Origin of the sequence: Arthrobacter sp. ISL-85 (genome assembly GCF_018613675.1) — a bacterium.
In the GTDB taxonomy this organism is placed as follows: Bacteria; Actinomycetota; Actinomycetes; order Actinomycetales; family Micrococcaceae; genus Arthrobacter.
In genome coordinates this window covers 167653-189829 of sequence record NZ_JAGGPQ010000005.1, presented here as the reverse complement: position 1 = coordinate 189829, position 22177 = coordinate 167653, and the positions used below count along the sequence as shown (strand labels likewise).

Annotated in this window: 16 protein-coding genes and 1 tRNA gene; 4 read left to right on the top strand and 13 right to left on the bottom strand. The window is 67.4% G+C overall.

Going from position 1 to position 22177, the window contains the following annotated elements; all coding sequences use genetic code 11:
* Positions 1 to 130 precede the first annotated feature (130 nt).
* The 6 genes from J7I84_RS03745 to J7I84_RS03720 form a co-directional block, all read right to left on the bottom strand.
* Positions 131 to 2767 carry a LuxR C-terminal-related transcriptional regulator gene (locus tag J7I84_RS03745; RefSeq protein WP_251046015.1) on the bottom strand — a complete coding sequence of 879 codons (2637 nt, stop codon included), beginning with the start codon at positions 2765 to 2767 and terminating at the stop codon, positions 131 to 133.
* A gap of 208 nt (positions 2768 to 2975) precedes the next feature.
* Positions 2976 to 3581: an aminoacyl-tRNA hydrolase gene (gene pth / locus J7I84_RS03740; RefSeq protein ID WP_214940773.1), complete on the bottom strand. Its 606-nt coding sequence runs from the start codon at positions 3579 to 3581 to the stop codon at positions 2976 to 2978.
* A 121-nt stretch (positions 3582 to 3702) separates the two neighbouring features.
* Positions 3703 to 4323, bottom strand: coding sequence for a 50S ribosomal protein L25/general stress protein Ctc (locus J7I84_RS03735; RefSeq protein WP_214940771.1), 621 nt, complete (start codon positions 4321 to 4323; stop codon positions 3703 to 3705).
* Positions 4324 to 4563: 240 nt separating this feature from the next.
* Positions 4564 to 5544 (bottom strand): ribose-phosphate diphosphokinase, encoded by a 981-nt coding sequence (locus J7I84_RS03730; RefSeq protein ID WP_214940769.1) that lies wholly within the window; start codon positions 5542 to 5544, stop codon positions 4564 to 4566.
* Positions 5545 to 5546: 2 nt separating this feature from the next.
* Positions 5547 to 7028 carry a bifunctional UDP-N-acetylglucosamine diphosphorylase/glucosamine-1-phosphate N-acetyltransferase GlmU gene (gene glmU, locus J7I84_RS03725; RefSeq protein ID WP_214940767.1) on the bottom strand — a complete coding sequence of 494 codons (1482 nt, stop codon included), beginning with the start codon at positions 7026 to 7028 and terminating at the stop codon, positions 5547 to 5549.
* A 119-nt stretch (positions 7029 to 7147) separates the two neighbouring features.
* Positions 7148 to 7219 (bottom strand) — tRNA-Gln (locus J7I84_RS03720).
* Between the two features lie 132 nt (positions 7220 to 7351).
* On the opposite strand from J7I84_RS03720, the gene J7I84_RS03715 reads away from it, so the two are divergent.
* Positions 7352 to 7978 carry a TetR/AcrR family transcriptional regulator gene (locus J7I84_RS03715; protein ID WP_214940765.1) on the top strand — a complete coding sequence of 209 codons (627 nt, stop codon included), beginning with the start codon at positions 7352 to 7354 and terminating at the stop codon, positions 7976 to 7978.
* Here the strand turns inward: J7I84_RS03715 and J7I84_RS03710 are convergent.
* From J7I84_RS03710 to J7I84_RS03690, 5 genes are all read right to left on the bottom strand, one after another.
* The gene (locus tag J7I84_RS03710; protein ID WP_214940762.1) at positions 7975 to 9804 is read right to left on the bottom strand and encodes an ABC-F family ATP-binding cassette domain-containing protein; all 1830 of its coding nucleotides are present in this window, start codon (positions 9802 to 9804) and stop codon (positions 7975 to 7977) included. The genes J7I84_RS03715 and J7I84_RS03710 overlap by 4 nt on opposite strands.
* Positions 9805 to 9837: 33 nt before the next feature.
* Positions 9838 to 10797, bottom strand: a complete 960-nt coding sequence (locus J7I84_RS03705; protein WP_214940759.1) for a 4-(cytidine 5'-diphospho)-2-C-methyl-D-erythritol kinase — start codon at positions 10795 to 10797, stop codon at positions 9838 to 9840.
* Entirely contained in the window at positions 10794 to 11666 is an 873-nt protein-coding gene (gene rsmA / locus J7I84_RS03700) for a 16S rRNA (adenine(1518)-N(6)/adenine(1519)-N(6))-dimethyltransferase RsmA (RefSeq protein WP_214940756.1), read from the bottom strand. The genes J7I84_RS03705 and rsmA overlap by 4 nt, the downstream gene beginning before the upstream one ends.
* Before the next feature lie 112 nt (positions 11667 to 11778).
* Positions 11779 to 12975, bottom strand: a complete 1197-nt coding sequence (locus tag J7I84_RS03695; protein ID WP_251046013.1) for a resuscitation-promoting factor — start codon at positions 12973 to 12975, stop codon at positions 11779 to 11781.
* 256 nt (positions 12976 to 13231) lie between these two features.
* Complete coding sequence (locus tag J7I84_RS03690) at positions 13232 to 14137, bottom strand: TatD family hydrolase (protein ID WP_214940754.1); 906 nt, start codon at positions 14135 to 14137, stop codon at positions 13232 to 13234.
* A gap of 164 nt (positions 14138 to 14301) precedes the next feature.
* On the opposite strand from J7I84_RS03690, the gene J7I84_RS03685 reads away from it, so the two are divergent.
* The 3 genes from J7I84_RS03685 to J7I84_RS03675 are packed head-to-tail and all read left to right on the top strand — an operon-like array spanning position 14302 to position 19505.
* Positions 14302 to 15402, top strand: a complete 1101-nt coding sequence (locus tag J7I84_RS03685; protein ID WP_214940751.1) for a MoxR family ATPase — start codon at positions 14302 to 14304, stop codon at positions 15400 to 15402.
* 9 nt (positions 15403 to 15411) lie between these two features.
* Positions 15412 to 16878: a DUF58 domain-containing protein gene (locus tag J7I84_RS03680; RefSeq protein WP_214940749.1), complete on the top strand. Its 1467-nt coding sequence runs from the start codon at positions 15412 to 15414 to the stop codon at positions 16876 to 16878.
* On the top strand, positions 16875 to 19505 hold the full coding sequence (locus tag J7I84_RS03675) for a DUF3488 and transglutaminase-like domain-containing protein (RefSeq protein ID WP_214940748.1): 2631 nt from the start codon (positions 16875 to 16877) through the stop codon (positions 19503 to 19505). Before J7I84_RS03680 ends, J7I84_RS03675 begins: the two co-directional genes overlap by 4 nt.
* A 61-nt stretch (positions 19506 to 19566) precedes the next feature.
* Here J7I84_RS03675 and J7I84_RS03670 read toward each other — a convergent pair whose 3' ends face one another.
* Together J7I84_RS03670 and rsmI are read right to left on the bottom strand one after the other, a co-directional pair.
* Positions 19567 to 21066 (bottom strand): NAD-dependent succinate-semialdehyde dehydrogenase, encoded by a 1500-nt coding sequence (locus J7I84_RS03670; protein ID WP_214940746.1) that lies wholly within the window; start codon positions 21064 to 21066, stop codon positions 19567 to 19569.
* 219 nt (positions 21067 to 21285) lie between these two features.
* Positions 21286 to 22161: a 16S rRNA (cytidine(1402)-2'-O)-methyltransferase gene (gene rsmI / locus J7I84_RS03665; RefSeq protein WP_214940745.1), complete on the bottom strand. Its 876-nt coding sequence runs from the start codon at positions 22159 to 22161 to the stop codon at positions 21286 to 21288.
* Positions 22162 to 22177 lie beyond the last annotated feature (16 nt).

Below are 22177 nucleotides of genomic sequence, written 5' to 3'. Positions count from 1 at the left end.
CTTTCCAATGCCCGGCCCGGCCATGATGAATACGGCCTGGTGGGTGCCGCTCCGGACCAGGTTGCAGATCCGGTCCACCGGCTCACGGCGGCCGGTAAGGAGCCGGTGCGCAGCCGGCGGCTTGTGGCCATTAGACGAGTCCAGTCAGATCACCCCTTGAGGTCACGCCGAGCTTGGTGAAGACCTGGTACAGGTGGCCTTCCACAGTGCGGACTGACACGCCCATTTCCATGGCGATGTCACGGTTTGAGGCGCCGCGGCCGGCCATCCGGGCAATCTGCCGTTCCCGGCTGGTCAGCAACGGGCTCCCGCTGCTGGGCACGATGGGCAGGTTGGACACGGTGGCGGCCAGGATGTCCAGCCGCGCCTGTGCCGTCCTTGCCGAGAGCGCGTCCCCCTCATGGCGGGCGAAGTCCACCGCCAGTGCCATGCACCGGGCTTCCACGGCATCGAGTTCGAGCGTGGCTGCGATTTCCCCGCCGGCAAGGAGGGCCTTGGCATCCTTTGTCCTGCTTCCGACTGCGATCAGCCGTGAGACTTCAGCTAATGGGCCTTGCCGGTGACCGGCGATGTCCTCTAGAAGGCGGAAGTCTGTGTCGCTGCCGTTCACTGTTGCTGCCAGCAGGTAGATGCCAGCGACAGTGTGCCTGCCCGCCTCCAGGTTCTTGCGGGCCCCTTGTTTCAAGGCCGCCGCCGCCTCCGAATCGCCAAGCCAGCGCCCGGCGGCCAACGCGCAGAATTCAATGATGGCCTCCGTGGCAAACCCTGCCCTGCCGGATGTCCGTTGCAGTTTGGTGAGGTACTTGCGGGCAAACGCGGCGTTGCCGGTCTGGGCATACGCCAGAGCCGTGGCCGCGTACGCGGTTCTCAGCGCCGCCTGGACCGGCTGGAGTTCCAGCTGGGCGGCGGCGGAGATCAACGGCTCCAAAGCGGCCTCGCCGCGGCCGGAAAAAGCAAAGGCCACCCCGGCAGCGAGCTCGGTGGCGGCGCTGCGGTACGGCAGCCGGTGGGGCTGCCCCGAACTGAAGGGGCTCAGGAGGTCTATGCAGCGCCGCCACTGGCCAGCCACCAGCAGGACGAAGTAGGCCTCCCTGACGTAGCGCTCGCGGAGGCCAACGATGTGCGAGGCGTCAGTGAGTTGGCCGCCGAGTTGGCGCATGAGTCCCAGCGCGTCCATTTCGCGCCCAGTCAGCGCGAGGGCGCTCATCAGGGTGATAGCGGACTGGAGCCGGTACGCGGCGTCCGGGTTGCCGGCAGGATCGGCCGCCCGTTCCAGGGCGGGAATCATGGCAGCATAATCGCCCGTATGGGCGTGGTATTCGAATTCACTCAAGGTGATGCGGTTCCCTGCCACCGCTGCGGGCGCGGGCCAGGGAGAGTGCGGGGCCGTCCTGTCCAACCGTTCCCGGGCGGAGGCGAGCAGTTCCGGGACCTTGCCCGCCTGCTCGGGGATGAAGAGCATGACCCGCGCTTTGGCGGCGACTACCTGGGCGTACTCCTCGAGATCCAGGGCTTCCAGTTCGGGCCGGGAAATATCTTCCAGGGCGGAAAGGGCCTGGACCGGCATGTCCAACTGAAGGTACGCCGCTGCCTTTTGCCGCTGCGCGGATGCCCACCCGGCGTCGGTCCGCTGGAGCATCTCCGCGTAGGTCAAGGCAAAACGCGGATCGAAGAGCTGGACCGCGGCCTGGGCCGCAGCCAACGCCAGCGCCGGGGCCAGTTGGGCCTCGCACTCGTGGGTCCAGGCGGCAAAGGACATCAGTTCTTCCACCGTCATGGTTGCCGGATCCGGCTCCCGGCCGCCCAGCAGCACGTTGCGAAGCTCCCGGCGCCGGGAAATGCTCAGCCAGGTCCGGACCACGTCGCCGATATATTTCTCCCGCAGCGACACCCAGCGGTGCTCGGAGTCGTCGATCTCCAGCAGTCCGCCGTCTTCCATGTCCGCAACCACATCCGCGCCGTAAATAGCGGTAAGGCCGGACAACTCCACCCTGCGGGCGCAGGAGAGCATCTCAATGACTTCCCGGGTTTCCGGTGTTTCCCGTGACCAGCGTGAGCGGACGATGTCATCAAGGCTGGCAGCACCGTCAAGCACTACTTTGTCCCGCAGCGTCCAGACGGAATCCGACAGGACCAGGTTCCCGGAGTGCTGCTGTTCGGTGACCAGGGCTTTGAGCAGCAACGGATTCCCACCCACCATCTGGTGGTAGGTGCTGACCAGGGAGGACGCGACGCGGTGACCCAGCAGGGACAGCAGGACCTGCCTGGTCTGCAGCTCGTTGAGGTTGCTGAGCCGCACTTCGGTGAGCTTCCGTTCCGTCAGCAGCCAGTGGAAGTCCGCCGGCAAGTCGCTGGAATTGGGGGCGACGGCTACAATCTTCGCCGTCCCCGTCAGCAGGACGTTCAACAGGACGCCTGCGCTCATGTCATCAATACTGGTGGACGTGTCCAGCGTAATGACGCATGGCCTTCCGGCGGCGTCGCTGCGGATCAGCGAAGTGATGCCGCGCAGGATTGCAGTGGGCGAGCCCATGTAGGCCTGCGGCAGCCGCGCCAGCAGGAACGACAGGCAGCCGTAGGGGGTGGTGGAGCCAGAGGGCCCGCTCCGGAGCTGCAGCGACCAGATATCGGGACCCAGGTCTGCCACTGCTGCCCGGGCCAGGGAGGACTTGCCCACTCCCCTTGCACCGGTGATGACAACGCCGAGGGAGTTTTCGCTGGTCAGGGCGGTGCGGACGGCGTCGAGGTTGGCGCTTCGTGCAGGCATGGACCATTGCTGGCCCTCCGGAACCCCGGAGGTCGGCGTGGGCAGCCCAGCACCTTGCGGCGTTGACCCACGTCCCCAGCTAAGTGGCTCGATCGACATGAACTTTTCCCCTACATCCTGCAATAGCGGGATGTAGCCCCTTTGCTCCCCCGCATAGGAAGAAGAGTACCCCGTGCCACAGACAGGGAAACAGGGCCGGAGGGAACTTTTACGATTCCGGCTGGTTTGATCCCGTTTTGGCAGGGTGGAATTTCTGCTGGGCGGCGGCGAGCCCTTCACGGAGCAGGGACTCCACGGCATCGGCGGCGTCGTCCAGCAGGAAGGGCAGTCCCTTATGCTCCGCCGTGCCGAAATCACGCAGTACGTAGTCGGCGGTGTCCATCCTGCCGGGCGGCCGTCCCACCCCGACGCGGATCCTCAGGTAGTCCTTCGTGCCCAGCGCCTTGGAAATGTCCCGCAACCCGTTGTGGCCGCCTTCCCCGCCGCCGAGCTTAAGTTTGACCGTGTTGAACGGGATATCGATCTCGTCATGCACCGCAACTACATGGTCTGCAGAGATGCCGTAAAAGTTGGCGAGGGCTGAGACCGGGCCGCCGGAAACGTTCATGTAGCTCATCGGCTTCGCCAGCACCACCCTGGGCCCGCCGATACCCAGGCGGCCTTCAAGGACCTGGGCGCGGGCCTTGTGGGTCTTGAAGCCGGCCCCGATGCGGCCTGCGAGTTCATCGAGCACCATCTGGCCCACGTTGTGCCTGTTGCCTTGGTACTGTGCGCCGGGGTTGCCGAGGCCAACAATCAGCCAGGTGTCTGTCATGGATTCAATCCTATGGTCGCGGCTTGGGAACGGTGGAACCGGACGCACACGGACGCCGGCTGCGGACATGACAGTGGCCGGACCCCTGGGGGATCCGGCCACTGCGGAAACTGCGGTGTTGTTACTCGGCTGCGGCTTCCTCGGCAGCTTCGGAAGCTTCGCCGGAAACAGCCTCGCCGCCTTCGGTGGCGCCCTCTTCCTCGGCGGCGGCAGCTTCGGAGATGTTAACCACGAGTGCCTCGGCGTCGGTCAGGAGGACGGTGCCCTTCGGCAGGACCAGGTCGGAGGCGTGGATGTGCTCGCCCGCGGCGCGGCCTTCGATGTTGACCTCGACGGCGGTGGGCAGGTGGGTAGCCTCGGCCTCAAGGGACACGACCGTCAGTTCCAGGTTGTGGACGGTGCCGGGGGCCGTTTCGCCTTCAACGTGGACCGGAACGTCAACCGTGACCTTCTCGCCCTGGCGGACGGTCAGGAGATCGATGTGCTCGATGATCTGCTTTACGGGATCGCGCTGGACGTCCTTGACCAGGGCCAGGTGTCCTTCGCCGTTGATGTCCAGGGACAGCAGGGCGTTGGGGGTGCGGACGGCCAGGGTGGTGGCCTTTGCCGGCAGGGTCACGTGGATGGGATCTGCGCCGTGGCCGTAGATGACGGCGGGGATCAGGTTGGCCATCCGGGCGCGGCGGGCGTAGCCCTTGCCGAATTCGGTGCGCAGTTCTGCTGCGAGCTTCTGCTCAGACATGGAAATCTCCTTGAAGACTAAACGGTGTTCAGCAAGGGCGGAGGTCTGGTGTGACCTTCAACGCCGGGCGGCCGGAAGGCGACCCTTCAAGAAGGCAGTCCCTCGCGGGAGGGACCAGCAGACCCAGTCGATAACGGAGACCTGCAAACCGGTGTCCCGGTTGCTCTCCCTCGCCAAGGTATCGGGAAAAGCCTACCAGCGCGGACCCGTTTGGCGAAAACGGGCCCGCGGGCAGCGTTATTAGGCCTTGCCGTCGAAGAGGCTGGTGACCGAACCGTCGTCGAACACTTCACGAATGGCCCTGGCAATCAGCGGTGCGATCGAGAGCACCGTCAGCTGCGGGAATGTCTGGGACGAGTTCAACGGAAGCGTGTTGGTGACCACCACTTCACGCGCGCCGGACTCCGAGAGGCGGCGGGCTGCAGGGTCGGAGAAGACGGCGTGGGTGGCTGCGATGATGACGTCCTTGGCGCCGGCGTTCTTCAGGACGGTGACGGCGCCGGAGATGGTTCCGCCGGTATCGATCATGTCGTCGATCAGGACGCAGGTCCGCCCCTCGATCTGGCCCACCACGGTCTTGGAAACGGCCTGGTTGGGGACAGTGAGGTCCCGGCTCTTGTGGACGAAGGCGAGCGGGGCGCCGCCCAGACGTTCGGCCCACTGTTCGGCCACGCGGACGCGGCCGGTGTCCGGCGACACGACGGTGATATTGTCCGAACCCACCCGGGTCCGGATGTAGTCGGCCAGCAGCGGAATGGCCATCAGGTGGTCAACCGGGCCGTCGAAGAAGCCCTGGATCTGGGAGGTGTGCAGGTCCACGCTCATGATGCGGTCCGCGCCGGCGGTCTTGTAGAGGTCCGCCACCAGCCGGGCGGAGATGGGTTCGCGGCCGCGGCCCTTCTTGTCCTGGCGGGCGTAGGGGTAGAACGGCGAAACCACCGTGATCCGCTTGGCGGAGGCCCGCTTCAGCGAATCAATCATGATCAGCTGTTCCATGAGGTGGTTGTTCAGGGGTGCGGGGTGCGCCTGGATCACGAAGGCGTCGGTGCCGCGGACGCTTTCACCGGCCCGGACGTAGATCTCGCCGTTCGCGAAGTCGTAGGCATCCAGGGGCAGGAGTTCGGTGCCGAGCTCCTTGGCGATTTCCCGGGCCAGCTCCGGATGGGCCCGCCCGGAGGCCAGCACCAGCTTCTTCTCGCCGTGTGCCGTAATTTCGCTCATTGTTACTTGCCCTCTTCTGTAGATGCCGGGGTACTTGAGGAGTCATTGGTGGCCGCGGCCTGGGCCAGTTCGGCCGAGCGGGTTCCCGGGCGGTGCGCCGGGACCCAGCCTTCGGAGTTGCGCTGTGCAGCGACGCTCAGCGCGAGCGCACCCGCCGGCACGTCTTTGCGGATCACCGCGCCGGCGCCGCTGTAGGCGCCGTCCCCCACGGTGACCGGAGCAACAAAGACGGTGTTGGAACCTGTCCGGACGCCCGAGCCGATCACCGTGCGGTGCTTCTTCTGGCCGTCGTAATTCGCCGTGATGTTGCCGCAGCCAATGTTGGTGTCCTCGCCGATTTCGGCATCCCCGGCGTACCCCAGGTGGGACAGTTTGGAACCACGGCCGATGGTCACGTTCTTGGTTTCGTAGAAGGCGCCGATCTTGCCTTTTTCCCCCAGCACGGTGCCCGGGCGGAGGTAGGTGAAGGGGCCGACGGCGGCACGCGGGCCGATCACCGAGCCGGAACCATGCGTGCGGACCACCGTGGCGCCCTCGCCGACAGTGACGTCTGTCAGGGTGGTGTCCGGCCCCACGACGGCGTCGCGCGCCACGGTGGTGGCGCCATGCAGCTGGGTGTTGGGCAGGAGCCTGACGTCCTCGTCCAGGGTGACGGACGAATCGATCCAGGTGGTGGCGGGATCCACCACTGTCACCCCGGCGCGCATCCAGGCCTCCACTGTGCGGCGGTTCAGCTCGGCACCGAGGGCGGCCAGCTGGACGCGGTCGTTGGCGCCCTCCACCTGCCAGCGGTCCGCGGTGACGACGGCGGCAACCCGGCCGCCTGCCCCGCGTGCCAGTCCCAGCACGTCGGTGAGGTACTTTTCGCCCTGCGCGTTGTCAGTGGTGACCTTGCCAAGTGCGTCGCGGAGCACGGCGGCATCGAATGCATAGATCCCGGAGTTGACCTCCCGGATCAGCCGTTCGGCCCCGGAGGCATCCTTGTGTTCGCGGATGCCGGTGACGGAGCCGTCCTCGCCGCGGAGGATGCGGCCATAGCCGGTGGCGTCGTCCAGGACCGCCGTGAGCACCGTGACGGCGTTGCCTTCGCGCTCGTGGGTGGCGACCAGTTCGTTCAACAGTTCCCCGGAGAGCAGCGGAACGTCGCCGTACGTGACCACAACGGTGCCTGCCAGGTCCTGGTCAGCGTGCAGCGCCTCAAGCGCGGCTTCAACGGCGCGGCCGGTGCCCGGGACGTCGTCCTGGTCCACGATGACGGCCTGCGGATCCAGCGCGGCCACGTGGCTTTCCACCAGGTCGCGTTCGTGGCGCACCACAATGGCAAGCCTTTGCGGGGTGATGCTGCGGGCCGCCCGGAGGGCATGGCCCACCATGGACAGGCCGCCGATCTGGTGCAGGATCTTGGGGGTACGCGACTTCATCCGGGTGCCGGCGCCTGCTGCCAGGACGATTACAGCGGCCGGACCGGCATTCTCGGGGATCACGTACGGGCTCTCCTTGCTTGATTGTGCTCGCGCACTTTCTTCTGCTGGCGCATTGCGGCATCCGGCGGGCCAGCCGCCGGCACCGGGTGCCATCCTCATGATCGCGCCCCGCGCAGCAGTTCCGCCCATAGGATTCGAACCTATACTCCACGGCTCCAAAGGCCGGGGTGCTGCCATTACACCAGAGCGGACCGTGCCGGAGGACGCAAGGCCCGGGCACAAGTCCCTATTTTGCCATGGGTTCAGGGGCCCGCGCGACACGGGGTGTTCCGCTCCCGCCGTCCCGCTGAATCGTGCCGCCGGCGGTGGGGCATGATGGGAAGGTGAGCAACAACCTTCCGCGGATGCGGATGACTGGCCTGCAGCGCCGGAGCCAGCTGATCGACGTCGGCCGCGGCCTTTTCGCCGTCCGGGGGCTGGACGGGACCACCATTGAGGAGATCGCCGCCTGCGCGGGGGTGTCCAAGCCGGTCATCTATGAACACTTCGGTTCCAAGGAAGGCCTGTACACCGAAGTGGTGGACTGCGAATTCCACATCCTGCTGGACGCGGTCAACGCCGCCCTCACCGAGGAAGCCAAGCCCCGCGTCCTCGTGGAACGCGCGGCCCTGGCCCTGCTGACCTACATCGAGGAACGCACGGAGGGCTTCCGGATCCTGATGCGGGACGCTCCCCCATCCCAGCCCGAGGGCGCCTTCTCCACCCTGCTGTCCCACATCACGGCGCGCGTGGAACACATCCTTTCCGACGAGTTCTCCCGTCGGGGCCTCAGCGGCGAGGACGGCGCCATGTACGCGCAAATGCTGGTGGGCATGGTGGCCATGACCGGCCAATGGTGGCAGGACAGCCGCCAGCCGGACAAGCACACCGTCGCTGCGCACCTGGTCAACCTCGCCTGGAACGGCCTGACCGGCCTCAAGAAGGACCCGGAGCTGCAGTCGGAGCCTTAGTCACCCAGGAGTTCTGAGGCCTCGAGCCATTCGAGTTCCAGGGCGTCCTTTTCGTCGGCGAGGTCCTTGAGCTGGCTGTTCTGCCGGGCAAGGGCGTCAAAGTCGGACTTCTCCGTGCTCTTGACCATGTCGTCGTGGAGTTTCTTCTCCTGCTGGTCGAGCTTCTTGATCTGCCGCTCGATCCTGTTGAGGGCTTTGCGGGCCTCGCGCTTCTCGGCCTCGGAGGGGCCGGTGACCGCGCCGGCAGCCTGCGCCTGGCCGGCGCTGGTGACGGGGTTGCCGCCGCCGGTGACCGTGGATCCCGCCAGGGCTGCCTCGCGGAGCTCAAGGTACTGGTCCACGCCCCCGGGCAGGCCCCGCAGCTTGCCATCACCCAGCAGCGCCATCTGGTGGTCGGTGACGCGTTCCAGCAGGTAGCGGTCGTGGCTGACCACCACCAGGGTGCCGGGCCATCCGTCGAGGACGTCCTCGACGGCGGCGAGGGTATCGGTGTCGAGGTCGTTGGTGGGCTCGTCGAGCATCAGCACGTTGGGCTCCCCCACCAAGAGCCGGAGGAGCTGCAGGCGGCGCCGCTCACCGCCGGAGAGGTCCCTCACAGGTGTCCACTGCTTCTGGTTGGTGAACCCGAGCTGCTCCACCAACTGGCCGGCCGTGAACTCCTTGCCGCCCACGTTGAAGGAACGTTTCTCACGCTCGATGACCTCGATGACGCGCAGGTCCGCGACGTCGTCGAGCTCCTTGACTTCCTGGGTGAGGACCGCCGTTACCACGGTCTTTCCCCGCTTGAGTTTTCCGGCGTCCGGGGTGATCTCGCCGTTGAGGAGCTTGAGGAGGGTGGTCTTGCCGGCGCCGTTGACGCCCACCAAACCGAGTCGCTCTCCCGGGGCCAGGCGGAGGGTGATGTTGTCGAAGAGCTTCCTGCCGTCGTCGGCACCCTGGAAGTCCAGGGACACGTTCTCCAGGTCCAGGACATCCTTGCCCTGGCGCGCCGTGGCCATCTTGCTCAACGCCATGGAGTCACGCGGAGCCGGGACGTCGGCGATGAGCGCGTTGGCTGCCTCGATCCGGAACTTCGGCTTGGCGGTACGGGCGGGGGCGCCCCGGCGCAGCCAGGCGAGCTCCTTCTTAACCAGCTGCTGGCGCTTGCCTTCCACCACGGAGGCCGTCCGGTCCCGTTCCGCGCGGGCCAGGACGTAGGCGGCGTATCCACCTTCGAACGGGTCCACGATCCCGTCGTGCACCTCCCAGGTCTTGGTGCAGACTTCGTCGAGGAACCAGCGGTCGTGGGTAACCACCAGGAAGGCGCCCTGGTTGGCCCGCCAGCGTGTCTTCAGGTGCCGGGCCAGCCAGGCCACGCCCTCAACGTCCAGGTGGTTGGTGGGCTCGTCAAGCATGATGACGTCGTGGTCCTCGATAAGCAGCTTGGCCAGGGCCACCCGCCGCTTCTGGCCGCCGGAAAGGGCGTGGACGTTGGCATGCCAGTCGACGTCGGACACCAGGCCGCCCATGATCTCCCGGATGCGGGGGTTGCGGGCCCATTCGTAGTCCGCCTGGTCCCCCACGATCGCGGCACCCACGGTCAGGTCGCCGTCGAGCACGTCGCTCTGGTCCAGGTACCCCACGTTGACGTCGCCACGCTTGGTGACCCGGCCGGAGTCCGGGGTGGAGCGCAGGGCGAGCAGCCGCATCAGGGTGGACTTGCCGTCACCGTTGCGTCCCACCATGCCGATGCGGTCCCCCTCCTCCAGGCCCAGGGTGATGCCGTCCAGGACGGTGCGGGTTGCGTAGGAAACCGTGAGGTTCTCGCCGCCAAGAAGGTGTGCCAAAGGGAACTGCTTTCTGCTGCCGGACTCGAAGTATTAAAGGATGGTGTCGGAGATGATGCGTGCGCCCGGGACCGGGCCGTGGACGGCGAGGGCTGTCAGGCCGTAGCGCTGCAGATCCTCTGCCAGGGCAGCGGCTGCAACAGAGTCCTCGGCCAGCAAAGCCACGGTGGGGCCGGACCCGGAGACCATGCCCGCGATGGCGCCATGGGACTCGCCGATTCCCAGCGTATCGCGCAGCGCGGGCGAGAGTTCAATGGATGCCCTTTGCAGGTCGTTGACCAGCACCCGGCTCAGGGATCCGGCGTCGCCGCCCCGCAGCGCGGCCAGGATCTTCGGGTCTACCCCGGTGGGTTCGCTGGCGTCGATCCCCTCGGCCTCGCGCAGCCGGTCCAGGGTCCGGTACACCTCGGGCGTGGAGAGGCCGTAGTCGGCCACCACCAGCACCCAGTGGGTCTGCGCCTTGGCCAGGGCCGGAGACAATTCGTCGCCCAGGCCCAGTCCGACGGCGGTCCCACCCAGGAGCGAGAAGGGGACGTCGGCACCGAGTTCCGCTGCAAGGTGTGCCAGTTCCTCGCGGGACAGCCCACTGTCCCAGAGGGCGTCGCAGGCCAGGAGCGTGGCAGCGGCGTCGGCCGATCCGCCGCCCATGCCACCGGCCACGGGGACCCGTTTTGTGATCTCCAGGTGCACACCGGTGGCATGCTCGGAGACGTCAGCCATGATGGCCGCGGCCTTGTAGGCAAGGTTGCTGCTGTCCAAGGGGATGTCGACCGCGTCGAGGTCCAGGGTGCTTTCGGGGCTGAGGCTGATGGTGATCCCGGCGGCAGCGGTGCTGGTGGCTGCCACTTCCTCGTAGAGGGACACGGCGAGGTAGACGCTGGCCACCGGGTGGTAGCCGTCCGGCCGCAGCGGTCCTACCGCGAGGGACACGTTGACTTTGCCGGGTGCCTTGACGCGCACCGTCCTGGCCGCGAAACGCCCTGCCGCGCTCACGGTCGGTTTTCCCTGGCTTCGGCGATCCTGGCGAATGCGGTGATGTCGATGACCTCGCCGCGTGCGGTGGGATCCACGCCGGCCGCCAGGAGGCAGCGCTCAGCTTCCGGTGCGCCCCCGGCCCAGCCGGCAAGCGCTGCGCGGAGCGTCTTGCGCCGCTGCGCGAACGCGGCATCCACCACGGCAAACACCTGTTCGCGGGTGGCGGTGGTGGCCGGGGGCTCGCGGCGGGTGAAAGCCACAAGCCCGGAGTGGATTTTCGGGGCCGGCCAAAAGACGTTCATGCCGATCACGCCGGCCTTGCGCATCTTGCTGTACCACGCCGCTTTGACGGAGGGAACACCGTAGGTCTTGGATCCCGGCCCGGCTGCCAGGCGGTCTGCCACCTCGTCCTGCACCATCACCAGGCCGTGCCGCAGGCTGGGGAAATGCTGCAGGAGGTGCAGCACCACGGGAACTGCCACGTTGTACGGCAGGTTGGCTACGAGGGCCGTGGGTTCCACCGGCAGTTCGGTGACCTTCATGGCATCCGCCTGCACCAGGTGGAACGCGTTCGCAGCCGCCGGCCGCCATTCCTTCACGGTTTCGGGGAGTTTTGCCGCGAGGACAGGATCGATTTCCACGGCGACAACGGCCGCTGCCGCGTCCAGCAGCCCCAGGGTAAGGGACCCCAGCCCGGGGCCGACCTCAAGCACCGTTTCATCGGGCCCCACGCCTGCCGCGGCGACGATCCGGCGGATGGTATTGCCGTCAATGACAAAGTTCTGGCCCAGGGTCTTAGTGGGCCTGACCCCGATTTCCTCTGCCATCCGGCGGATGTCGGAGGCACCGAACAACGGTGCGGGAACGGCGGGGATCGGTTCAGTCACCTAGGTATCCTATCCCCCGCCGCATATTGGCCCTGCCGTTTTAACGGCTGTGGCCGGCCCCAGGTACCTGGGGCCGGCCACAGCCGTTACCTGCGCGTTTGCGTCCGGCGGATCAGCTGCCTGCTGCCCAGCCGCAGCCCCAGGGCGACAGGCCGCGCTGAGCATAAATGCGGTTGGCGATGTCGATCTGCTGCGCCTTGGTGGCCAGGCTGGCGTTCGGGGCATAGGCGCCACCGCCGGCGCCGATCCAGGTGCGGATGTCGAACTGGAGGCCGCCGTAGTAGCCGTTGCCGCTGTTGATGCTCCAGTTACCGGTGGATTCGCACTGGGCGATCTTGTCCCACATGGCTTCGTTCATCACGGCGGGAGCTGCCGCGCCGGTGTTGGCGGCTGCCGCAGCAGGCGCGGGTGCGGCCTGGGGTGCCGGCTTGGCCTTGGTGCCCACGGTGACCTTTTCGGTGACCGGCTGGACAGCGACGTTTTCCGAGACCAGGGTGCGGGAAGCTTCCCGGCCGTCCACGAGCACCAGCTTAAAGGTGCGCTCAATCTTTCCGGCTGCTCCGGCCTGGGTCACCTGCTTCTCACCCTTGAGCATGTCGGCGCTTTCGGCGGTGACAGTGTCGAAGGGTACGTCTTCGCTGGTGACCGCGGTCTGACCGGTGTCCACCCGGGAAACCTTGATGACCATGTTGTTCACCACGTTGGCGTTGGCCGGCTGCGAGGTTCGGTCATTGGCGCCGAGGGCCACGCCGGAGTCCTCAAGGACCTTTCCGACGGTGGGGGCGGTGGTGGTGGCGGTGTTCACCTTGCCGTCGGCGACGATGCTGACGGTCTTGGGCGTGGAGATGGAGACGTAGGAACCGGCCAGCGAAAGGGTGGCATCCTTGGGCGCCGAAACGGACGAGGCACTGGCCACGCCGAGTTCAGTTACCAGGTCTTCAACGTCCTGCGCCGTGGTGTTGACCGTCTTTTCCGCCCCATCCAGGCTGACCTTGACTTCCTTGGCCTGGTTGATGTTGATAACGGTCCCGTCCTGGACGGTTGCGTCAAGGGAAGGCGAAACCCGGTCGCTGGGCTTCAGTTCCAGGTTGGCGCTCTTGACCACCTGTGCCACTGTTCCACCAAAGGACTGCACGGACGATGCTTTGCCGTCCACGTTGAGCGTGATTGTTTTGTTATTGCCCACGAAGGCTACGAGGCCCGCGACCAGGCCGCAGAGCACCAACAGCTGGGCGCCAACCTTAATAAAGCTGAACTTGCCGTCCGATGTGAAGAACTTGATCACGATTGCCCGTAACTCTCGGTCCATCCGGGCACGGGGAAACGCGCAGAAAAATGCCCGGAGTAACCTCAAATAAGGATCCGGGCACCGATGCGCCGCCACACTCCGCGGAGCACCATGGCTGTCCGAATGAACAGGCCGGGCCGGCCGCGAAAGGAGTGAAATTACCCGCTGGCCTTCCCCGACCCCGGCTAATAGTTTTCCACTGTAACCGTAGCGTTATAAAGCGGCCAACATTTTTGCATACCAGGTATATATCGGAGTGGTAGAGGAGGCGTGCGGGTCACGTCCAGGATCCGTACGCCCGCACGGTATTTTCGCCAATGGCGGTGCACAGGCCGGCGAGATCGGAGCCTGTCAATTCTGCCATGGCCCGGACCGTGTAGGGGACCATGTAACTCGCGTTCGGGCGCCCCCTGTGCGGGTGCGGGGTCAGGAAGGGAGCGTCCGTTTCCACCATGATGAGCTGGCGGTCCGCTATGGACAGGGCGCCCCGGAGGTTGGCGGCGTTCTTGAACGTCAGGGTGCCGGCAAAGGACATCCACCAGCCTTGGTTGTTACACGTCGCAGCCAGGTCCTCGTCGCCGGAGAAGCAATGGAACACCACCCTTTCCGGTGCACCTTCTTCCCGGAGCACCCGGACCACGTCGCTGTGCGCGTCCCGGTCATGGATCTGCAGGGTGAGGTCCAGGCGCTTGGCGATGTCGATGTGGCGCCGGAAGGAGTACTCCTGGTGGCGCAGCCCCTCGCCTTCGGTGCGGTAGAAGTCCAGGCCGGTTTCGCCGATGGCGCGGATGCGGGGATGCGAGGCCAGGCGCTCGATTTCGGCAAGTGCAGCCTCGAGTTCCCCCTTGGCGGCATAGTGCGGAGCATCGTTGGGATGCAGGGCTACCGCTCCCAGGAGCCGCTCGTCCTGGTCCACCGCTTCAACCGTGAACCGCGAGGACTCGAGGTCGCAGCCCACCTGCACCGCCCCCTGTACGCCGACGGCTGCTGCCGCATCGAGCGCAGCCTTGATCCCCACGGGTCCTGCGCCTTCCGGGAAGTCCAGGTGGGTGTGGTTGTCCATGACGGGGACCGGCAATGGCTCCGGGGCCGGCGGGAAATCCCTCCGGCGCGCGGCCTCCGGACCCGGAGTCCCCTCAGTGGCAGGCACCCGGTAGGCAGCGGGAATCGACGAATTGCACATCCGACCAGCCTAGCGGCCGAAGACTCCCGCATATTTGCCCGGAACTCTCTGTCAGGCACGGCAGTTGTGTTAGTAGTCTGGAACGAACACACGCGCACGCCCACCGAGGGGCGAAGGCAGGCTTGCTGTCACGTCCAGGTGAGAACCGGGCTGAAAGGTTGCCGATGGAACCCCACCGACGCATTGCCGACAACGGAAGCGCACCGAACCTCAACCTGGCCGGCGTCGCCGATTCCGTCAGCCAGCTGAACGGCCACCGGCCGGCGGCGATGGATTCCGATGCCTTCCACGCTGCGGCCCAGCGCATCCTCACCACAGTCAATACCGTCATCGACGGCAAGTCCGATGCCGCCAAGCTGGCGCTCACCGTCCTCCTGGCGCAGGGCCACCTGCTGGTGGAGGACGTGCCCGGCGTCGGAAAAACCCTGTTGGCGAAAACCCTCGCGCGGACCATTGACTGCACCGTCAACCGCATCCAGTTCACCCCGGACCTGCTGCCCTCTGACGTGACAGGGGTGTCCATCTACAACCAGGCATCAAGGCTTTTCGAATTCCGGCCCGGCGCAGTCTTCGCCAACATCGTCATCGGAGATGAGATCAACCGTGCGTCGGCCAAGACCCAGTCGGCCCTCCTGGAATGCATGGAGGAGCACCAGGTCACGGTGGACGGCACGTCCTACAAGCTCGATGAGCCGTTCATGGTGGTGGCCACCCAGAACCCGATCGAAATGGAGGGGACGTATCCCCTGCCGGAGGCGCAGCGGGACCGCTTCATGGCCCGGATTTCCATGGGCTACCCGGACAAGGATGCCGAGATCGAGATGCTCGAGACCCACCAGGCGGTCTCACCGCTGGCAAACGTCTCCCCGGTGGTGACCGCCGCCGATGTCGCCGGCATGATTGCCACCGTCCAGCAGGTCTACGTCTCAGGTCCCGTGAAGGAATACACGGTGTCACTGGGCAGGGCCACGAGGGAAAGTCCGCTGCTGCGGCTGGGCGCCAGCCCCCGGTCCCTGCTGCAGCTGCTGCGCGCCGCCAAGGCCACGGCGGCCCTGGACGGGCGCGATTTCGTCCTTCCGGATGACGTGGGTGATGTGGCCGAAGCCGTCCTGGCGCACCGGATCATCCTTGACCGGAAGGCTGCCGGCGCCGGGGAGACCCCGCACAGCGTCCTGCACGGCATCCTGTCCCGGCTGCCCGTGCCGCAGGCGGCTCCCGGGCACCCCACCCCGGCAGCGGCCGCCGCCGGCAGCAGGAACCGCTAGGCGCGAACCATGGCGCTCCTGGACAAGCTTCCACGGCACCTGTTCACCAGGCGCGGATGGGGCATGCTGGCAGCCGGCGCCTTCACGCTGGCCGCGGCCCAGGTCATGGGGCGCCGTGATCTTTTGACGCTGGCCCTGCTGCTGCTGCTGCTTCCGCTCGTCTCACTTGCCGGCATCCGGCTGGTCAAACCACGGTTCCGGGTCTACCGCGAATTCAACCCCTCTCCCGTGGAAACCTCCGCCACGGCCGCGGTGTACCTTGCGGTGGCCAGGACCGGCCCGGGCAGCGGGCGCGTGGTGATGGAGGAGCGCCTGCCGGCGCAATTCGGCGAGGCACCTGCCTTCCGGTTCCCATCCCGTTCCGCCAGCGGCGGCACCAGCCGCTACGAATACCACCTCACCTCCAGGTACCGCGGGCAGTTCAGGATTGGGCCGGTGACGGCCGAGTTCACCGACCCCTTCGGTCTCTCGCTGCACCGGCAGGCCATTGACGACGGCGACGTCCTCACCGTGACGCCTGCCGCCGTCGTCCTGCCGGCCGCCGGACTGGCCGGCGCGCGGGGCAATGACGGCGTCACCGCAACCCGCGTGCGGGCGAACCCCAGCGACGACGACGTGATGACCCGTGAATACCGCCACGGAGACCCGATGCGGAGGGTCCACTGGGCCGCCACGGCAAGGCATGGAGCCCTGATGGTCCGGCAGGAGGAATCGGTCACCACGCCGGAGGCGAGCATCATCCTGGACCACCGTTCCGGCGCGTTTGCAGGCGGCCCCGGAACATCCATGCCGGGGCTGCCAGGCCACGATGGGCACGCGCCGGCGACCAGCGACACTTTCGAGTGGGCCGTCGTTGCCGCCATGTCCGCCAGCGCCCACCTGGCTGAGCGCAACTACAGCCTTCGACTGCTGGATACCGGTGGCGACCCCGCGTTCCTTCACTCGCCCTCCTCCCCGGAACCGGCGGCGGAGGAGTTCAGCGGCCCATCCGGCCTGCAGTCGGTTGCCGAAAGCCTTGCCGCAATCCACCTCTCCGGGTCGCTCCACCCGCGGCGGGACGGCATGCTCCTCGACATGGCCGGCAGGAACACCGAGCGCCGGGGCGCTCCGGCGGCGCGAAGCCATGCGGGCAACGACCAAGGGCCGCCGGCCTTTGATGACCACTTGATGGACAAGTTGTCCGCGCACCGGATGCGTGGGCCGCTGATCGCCGTGCTGGGCCGGATTACCAGGGAGGAGGCAGTCGCCCTGGGACCGGCTGCCGCGTACGGCACCGATGCGTTCGCCCTCCTGGCGGTGGAACGGCCCGCGGAGTTCCAGGATGTCCTCGAAGTGCTGCGGCAGGGCGGCTGGCGGGCGGTGGCTGCGGCGCCGAAGACACGGCTTGCTGCTGCGTGGGGCCAGTTCGACCAGGACCCCGCCCTGCCGGCGGCGCCGGCATTGGAGGTCCGCCGGGGAGCGGGGGTGGCCAAATGACGATCGCACCGGCCCGGCCAACGAATGCCGGGCACCAGGCCCTGGGCGGCCCGGGAATGCCCGCGGGACGCACGGGCCCGGGCGCCTATCCCTGGGCGATAGCGGCAGCAATCTCACTGGCGGTCTGTGGGGCAGCCCTGTCCCTGAACGGTGTCCTCCGGGGCTGGAACTGGTATTGGGCGGCGATGACCACCGTGCTGGTGGTGGGTTTCACCCTGGCGGCGCTCCGTTCCGTCCGAGCCCAGCCGTTGCTGGTCACTGCCGGCGGGTTCGTGGCACTGGTCGGCGTCCTGACGTTGACGTTCTTCCGCAGTTCCAGCTTCCTTTGGGTCGTTCCGACCGGCGCTACACTGCCTGACCTCGACCGGTTGATCCAGCGCGCCAGCGAGACCGTCCTGGCGGAGACAGCCCCTGTGGCGCCCAACACCGGCATCGTCATGGTGGTCTGCGCCGTGCTCGGGCTGGCGGTCATTCTTGTGGATGCGCTCGCGGTGCCCCTGGGCATGCCGGCCGCCTCCGGGACGGGACTGCTGGCACTGCTGGTGGTCCCCGCCATGATCAAACCGCAGAGCGTGGGGGTATGGAGTTTTGTTGGCACCGCGGCCGGCTACCTGCTGATCCTCGCCTGCAGCCAATGGTTTGCCCCGGACGGCAGGCTGCAGGGCGGCTCTGCCCGCAGCCCGGGATTGATGCGGCGGGCGGTGCTGACCGGCGCCGTGGCCCTGGCAGCCACCCTGGTGCTCCCCCTGGCCATTCCCGGATTCGACAGCGGCACGTTCCCGCAAGGTTCGAGGCTTAATCCGTGGGGCGCCTCCACCGGCCTCAACCCGATGATCACGCTGGGCAACAGTTTGCGCACGCCTGATGGAAGCGGCAGGATCACGTATGCCACGAACTCACCCGCACCCCTCTACCTGCGCTCGGTGACGGTGGACAATTTCGACGGCGATTCCTGGGGCCCGGACGACCGACCCGGCTCGAGGGTGCCGCTGGATGGCCGGATCGACCCCGGCTATCCCGTCCTCACCGACGAGCAGGTGCGCCTGGTCACCGCTATCGACGCCGGTTCCTTCACCAGCCCCTACCTGCCGGTCCCCTATGCGCCCGAAACGGTCAATGGCCTGGGCGGCCAGTGGACCTGGGACCCGGCCACGCTGAGCATCAAAGGTACAGATACCACCACCAGGCGGCAGGAATACCTGGTGACCTCTGCGGTGCCCAAGCTCTCTGCAGCCCTGCTTGCCCAGTCATCGGGTCCGGTACGGGGCATCCCCGACCTCTTCACGAGGATCCCCGGCAACGTGCCGGACATCGTCAGATCCACTGCACAGACCGTGGCCGGAGGCGCGGGGACGCCGTACCAGAAGGCCCTGGCCATCCAGAAGTACCTGCGGTCGTCCGAGTTCACATACTCGCTGCAGTCACCTGTGCAGGGCGGCTACGACGGCAACGGGCTCTCCGTCCTTGCCGACTTCCTCCAGCAAAAGAGCGGCTACTGCATCCACTACGCCTCCGCGATGGCTGTAATGGCCCGGCTGGAAGGCATCCCCAGCAGGATCGCCGTGGGTTATGCCCCCGGCAGGTTGACCGGAGCCACGGTAACAGTGGCCGGTCAGGGGACCCTCCCGGAATACGAGGCGGATGCCCGCGACGCCCACGCCTGGCCGGAACTGTACTTCCAGGGCCTGGGCTGGGTCCCCTTCGAACCGACACCTTCCCGAGGGGTGGTCCCCGACTACGCCACCGAGACATCAGCACCATCGGTTGCAGAGTCCTTGGGCAACAACGACGGGCTTATTCCCGATACTGCCCCGGTACCCTCAACCACCCCCAGCGCAACTGCGCAGGCCGTCCCCGGTTCCGGTGGCGGCAGCGCCGGTGACGGGGCCCAGCCCATGCCCTGGCTCCTAGGGACAGCGGGAGCGCTGGGCCTGGCACTCCTGGCCGCAGCCCCGCACCTGGTCCGCGCCGGCACCCGGTCACGGCGGCTGCACCCGAAGCGTCCGGACCTGGCCGTGCCGCTGGCCTGGAGCGAGCTGAGGGACCTGGGCACCGATTACGGGCTGCCGCCCGGGGACAGCGAGACGCCCAGGGCCTACGCGGCCCGGTTCCGCAGTGCCCTGCTCGGCGAGCCCGACGGTATGGACCAGGACGCCCACGGGGCCGTGGCATCCCTCACTTCAGCCTTTGAGCACCACAGGTACGGCCGTCCGGGCGGTGGAGGTTTCCGCGTTGGAGGCCTTCATCCCAGGCAGGTCCACGGCAGCGCACCCGGCCAAGGCAGCGGGCCGGTCCATGCCGACCCGGCCGTCCAGGACATTCCCGCCGGAATTGCCACCGTCGAGGCGTCCCTCCGTGCCAATGCTCCCCTGGCCAGGCGGTGGGCTGCTTCGTGGCTCCCGCCGTCGGTCACCCGGCGGCTGGGCCTGCTGATCGGGGCGCCGTTCCGCGCCGCCGGCCGGGCCATCCGGCAAAAGGGGCGCGCCGGTGCTCGCTTCGGGCCCAGGCGCCCAACTTCGGAAGGGCGTGCCACAGCAGGGGCTTCGAGGGCATCCGTGCAGCCGGCGGCAGGAGGGCCCTTCACGCCGGCTCCGGACGACGGCGGAGGCAGGGCCGGCGGGCGCTGAATGCACACGTGCCGGCCGGGAAAGCTCCCGGCCGGCACGTGCGGTTTACGGACCGCCGGGGCTAGCCGGCGTAGGGGTCGGCGATGCCGATGTACTGCGTGTAGAGGTACTCCTCGATGCCTTCCAGGCCGCCTTCGCGGCCCAGGCCCGACTGCTTCACCCCGCCGAAAGGCGCGGCAGCGTTGGAGATGACTCCGGCGTTCAGGCCGAGCATGCCGGTTTCCAGGCGCTCGCCCATCCGGATACCGCGGTTGATGTCCTTGGTGAAGACGTAGGCCACCAGGCCATATTCGGTGTTGTTGGCCAGACGGACGGCCTCGTCCTCGCTGCTGAAGGTGATGATCGGGGCAACGGGGCCGAAGATTTCCTCAGACAGGATCCGGGTCCCCTCGGAGACGCCGGACAGGATGGTGGGCTGGTAGAAGTAGCCCGGCCCCTCCACCGGGCCGCCACCCAGGACTGCCTTGGCACCGCCGGCGACGGCGTCGGTCACCAACTCGTGCACCTTGTCCCGGCTCTTGGCGTCGATCAAGGGACCCACCTTGGACTCGGGTTCGGTGCCGCGGGCAGTGGTCATGTCCTTCATCTTCGCGGCGAATTTCTCGGCGAATTCGCCGGCCACGGACTCGTGGACGATGAACCGGTTGGCAGCGGTGCAGGCCTCGCCCATGTTCCGGAGCTTGGCGGCCATCGCGCCGGTGACGGCGGCGTCCAGGTCTGCGTCCTCGAAGACCAGGAATGGAGCGTTGCCGCCCAGTTCCATTGAGGTCCGCAGCACGTTTTCGGAAGCATCGGCCAGCAGGCGGCGTCCCACCTCAGTGGAGCCGGTGAAGGACAGCTTGCGGAGACGGGAATCCTTGATCAGGGGTCCGGTGGTGGCACCCGCCGTGGAGGTGGGGATGACGTTCAGGACACCGGCGGGCAGGCCGGCCTCCTGCATGACGGCGGCGAACAGCTGGGACGTCAGGGGCGTGAGGTTGGCCGACTTCAGCACCATGGTGCAGCCGGCAGCGACAGCCGGGGCGATCTTGCGCGTGGCCATGGCCAGCGGGAAGTTCCACGGGGTGATCAGCAGGCAGGGGCCCACCGGCTTTTTGGTGACCAGGAGGCGGGATTTTCCGTCCGGGGAAACCGAGTAGCGGCCAAAGGCACGTACGGCTTCCTCGGAGAACCAGCGCAGGAACTCGGCCCCGTAGGTGACTTCGCCACGGGCTTCAGCCAGCGGCTTGCCCATTTCCAGGGTCATCAGGAGGGCGAAGTCTTCCGCCCGTTCCGTGACCAGGTCGAAGGCCCGGCGGAGGATTTCCCCGCGCTCCCGGGGGGGCACCTTTGCCCAGGACTCCTGGGCTGCCGCGGCAGCGTCCAGGGCCGCAGCACCGTCCTCGGGGCCAGCGTCGGCAATGCTCAGCAGCACTTTCCCGGTGGCGGGATCCTCGACGTCGAACGTCTTGCCAGAGGCGGCGTCGCGCCACTCACCGTTGATGAGCAGCCCGGTGGGAACGGAGGCCAAAAGCCGGGTTTCGCGCTCGGCGGTAACGGCCGGCTGTGCAGTGACAGTCACGATGACTCCCTCGTCAGTAGGGTTGTGGCAGCCCGTGGCCGCGGCCGGAAGTGACCGGGATCATGGGGCTGATTAACAGCCAGACTACTGCGGGGCACCCCCGTGGTCTACGCCGTTGCGCACTGTGGAAATGCCGCCCCGCTGTGCAGCTGCACAGCCCAGCAGCACAGCCAGGAGCGCAGCGCAGCGCCATGGCGCCGGGAGCGGCGCCCCAGCCCGCTACCGCGCAGCAAGGACCGCCGAGTAGAGCTCCCGCTTGCTGACCCGGACGTCTTCGGCGACGGCGGCCACTGCCTCCTTCAACCGGATGCCCTGGGCCACCAGTTCATTGACTGCGGCCACGTGGTCCTCGGGGGTGCCGGCGGCCTGCTCGGGGGCCCCGCCCACAACCACGGCGATCTCGCCGCGAACCTCATTGTCCTCAGCCCACTGGAGGAGTTCGCCCACGCTGCCGCGAATGACTTCCTCGTACGTCTTGGTCAGTTCCCGGCACACGGCGATGGGACGGTCCGGGCCGAACCTCTCCCGCAGGGCCCGCAGCATGGCTTCAAGCCGGTGTGGTGCCTCGAAGAAGACCATGGTGCGCCGCTCCCCCGCAAGGTCCGCGAGGCGGGAGGCCCTTTCGCCGGCTTTGCGGGGCAGGAACCCTTCGAAGCAAAACCTGTCGGTGGGCAGGCCGGACAGTGCCAGTGCCGTGAGGACCGCCGACGGCCCGGGGACAGCGGTGACGGGAAGTCCCGCCGCAATGGCCCCCTCCACCAGCCGGAAACCGGGATCCGACACCGCAGGCATTCCCGCGTCGGTCACCATGAGCAGCGTGCTGCCGGCGCGCACCTGGTCAAGGAGTTCGGCCGTCCGGGTTGCCTCATTGTGCTCGTGGTAGCTGATGACCCGGCCCGCCACGGCAACGCCCAGGCTTTGGACCAGGCGGTGGAGGCGCCGGGTGTCCTCGGCCGCCACGATGTCCGCCGTGCCCAGCAGTTCCACCAGCCGGGCGGAGGCATCGCCGGTGTTCCCGATGGGAGTGGCGGCCAGGACGATCCGCCCCGCCGTCGAAGGGCCGGGCTCGGGAAGGGGGCTGGGGTTCGGATCCACCCACCAAGCCTACTGC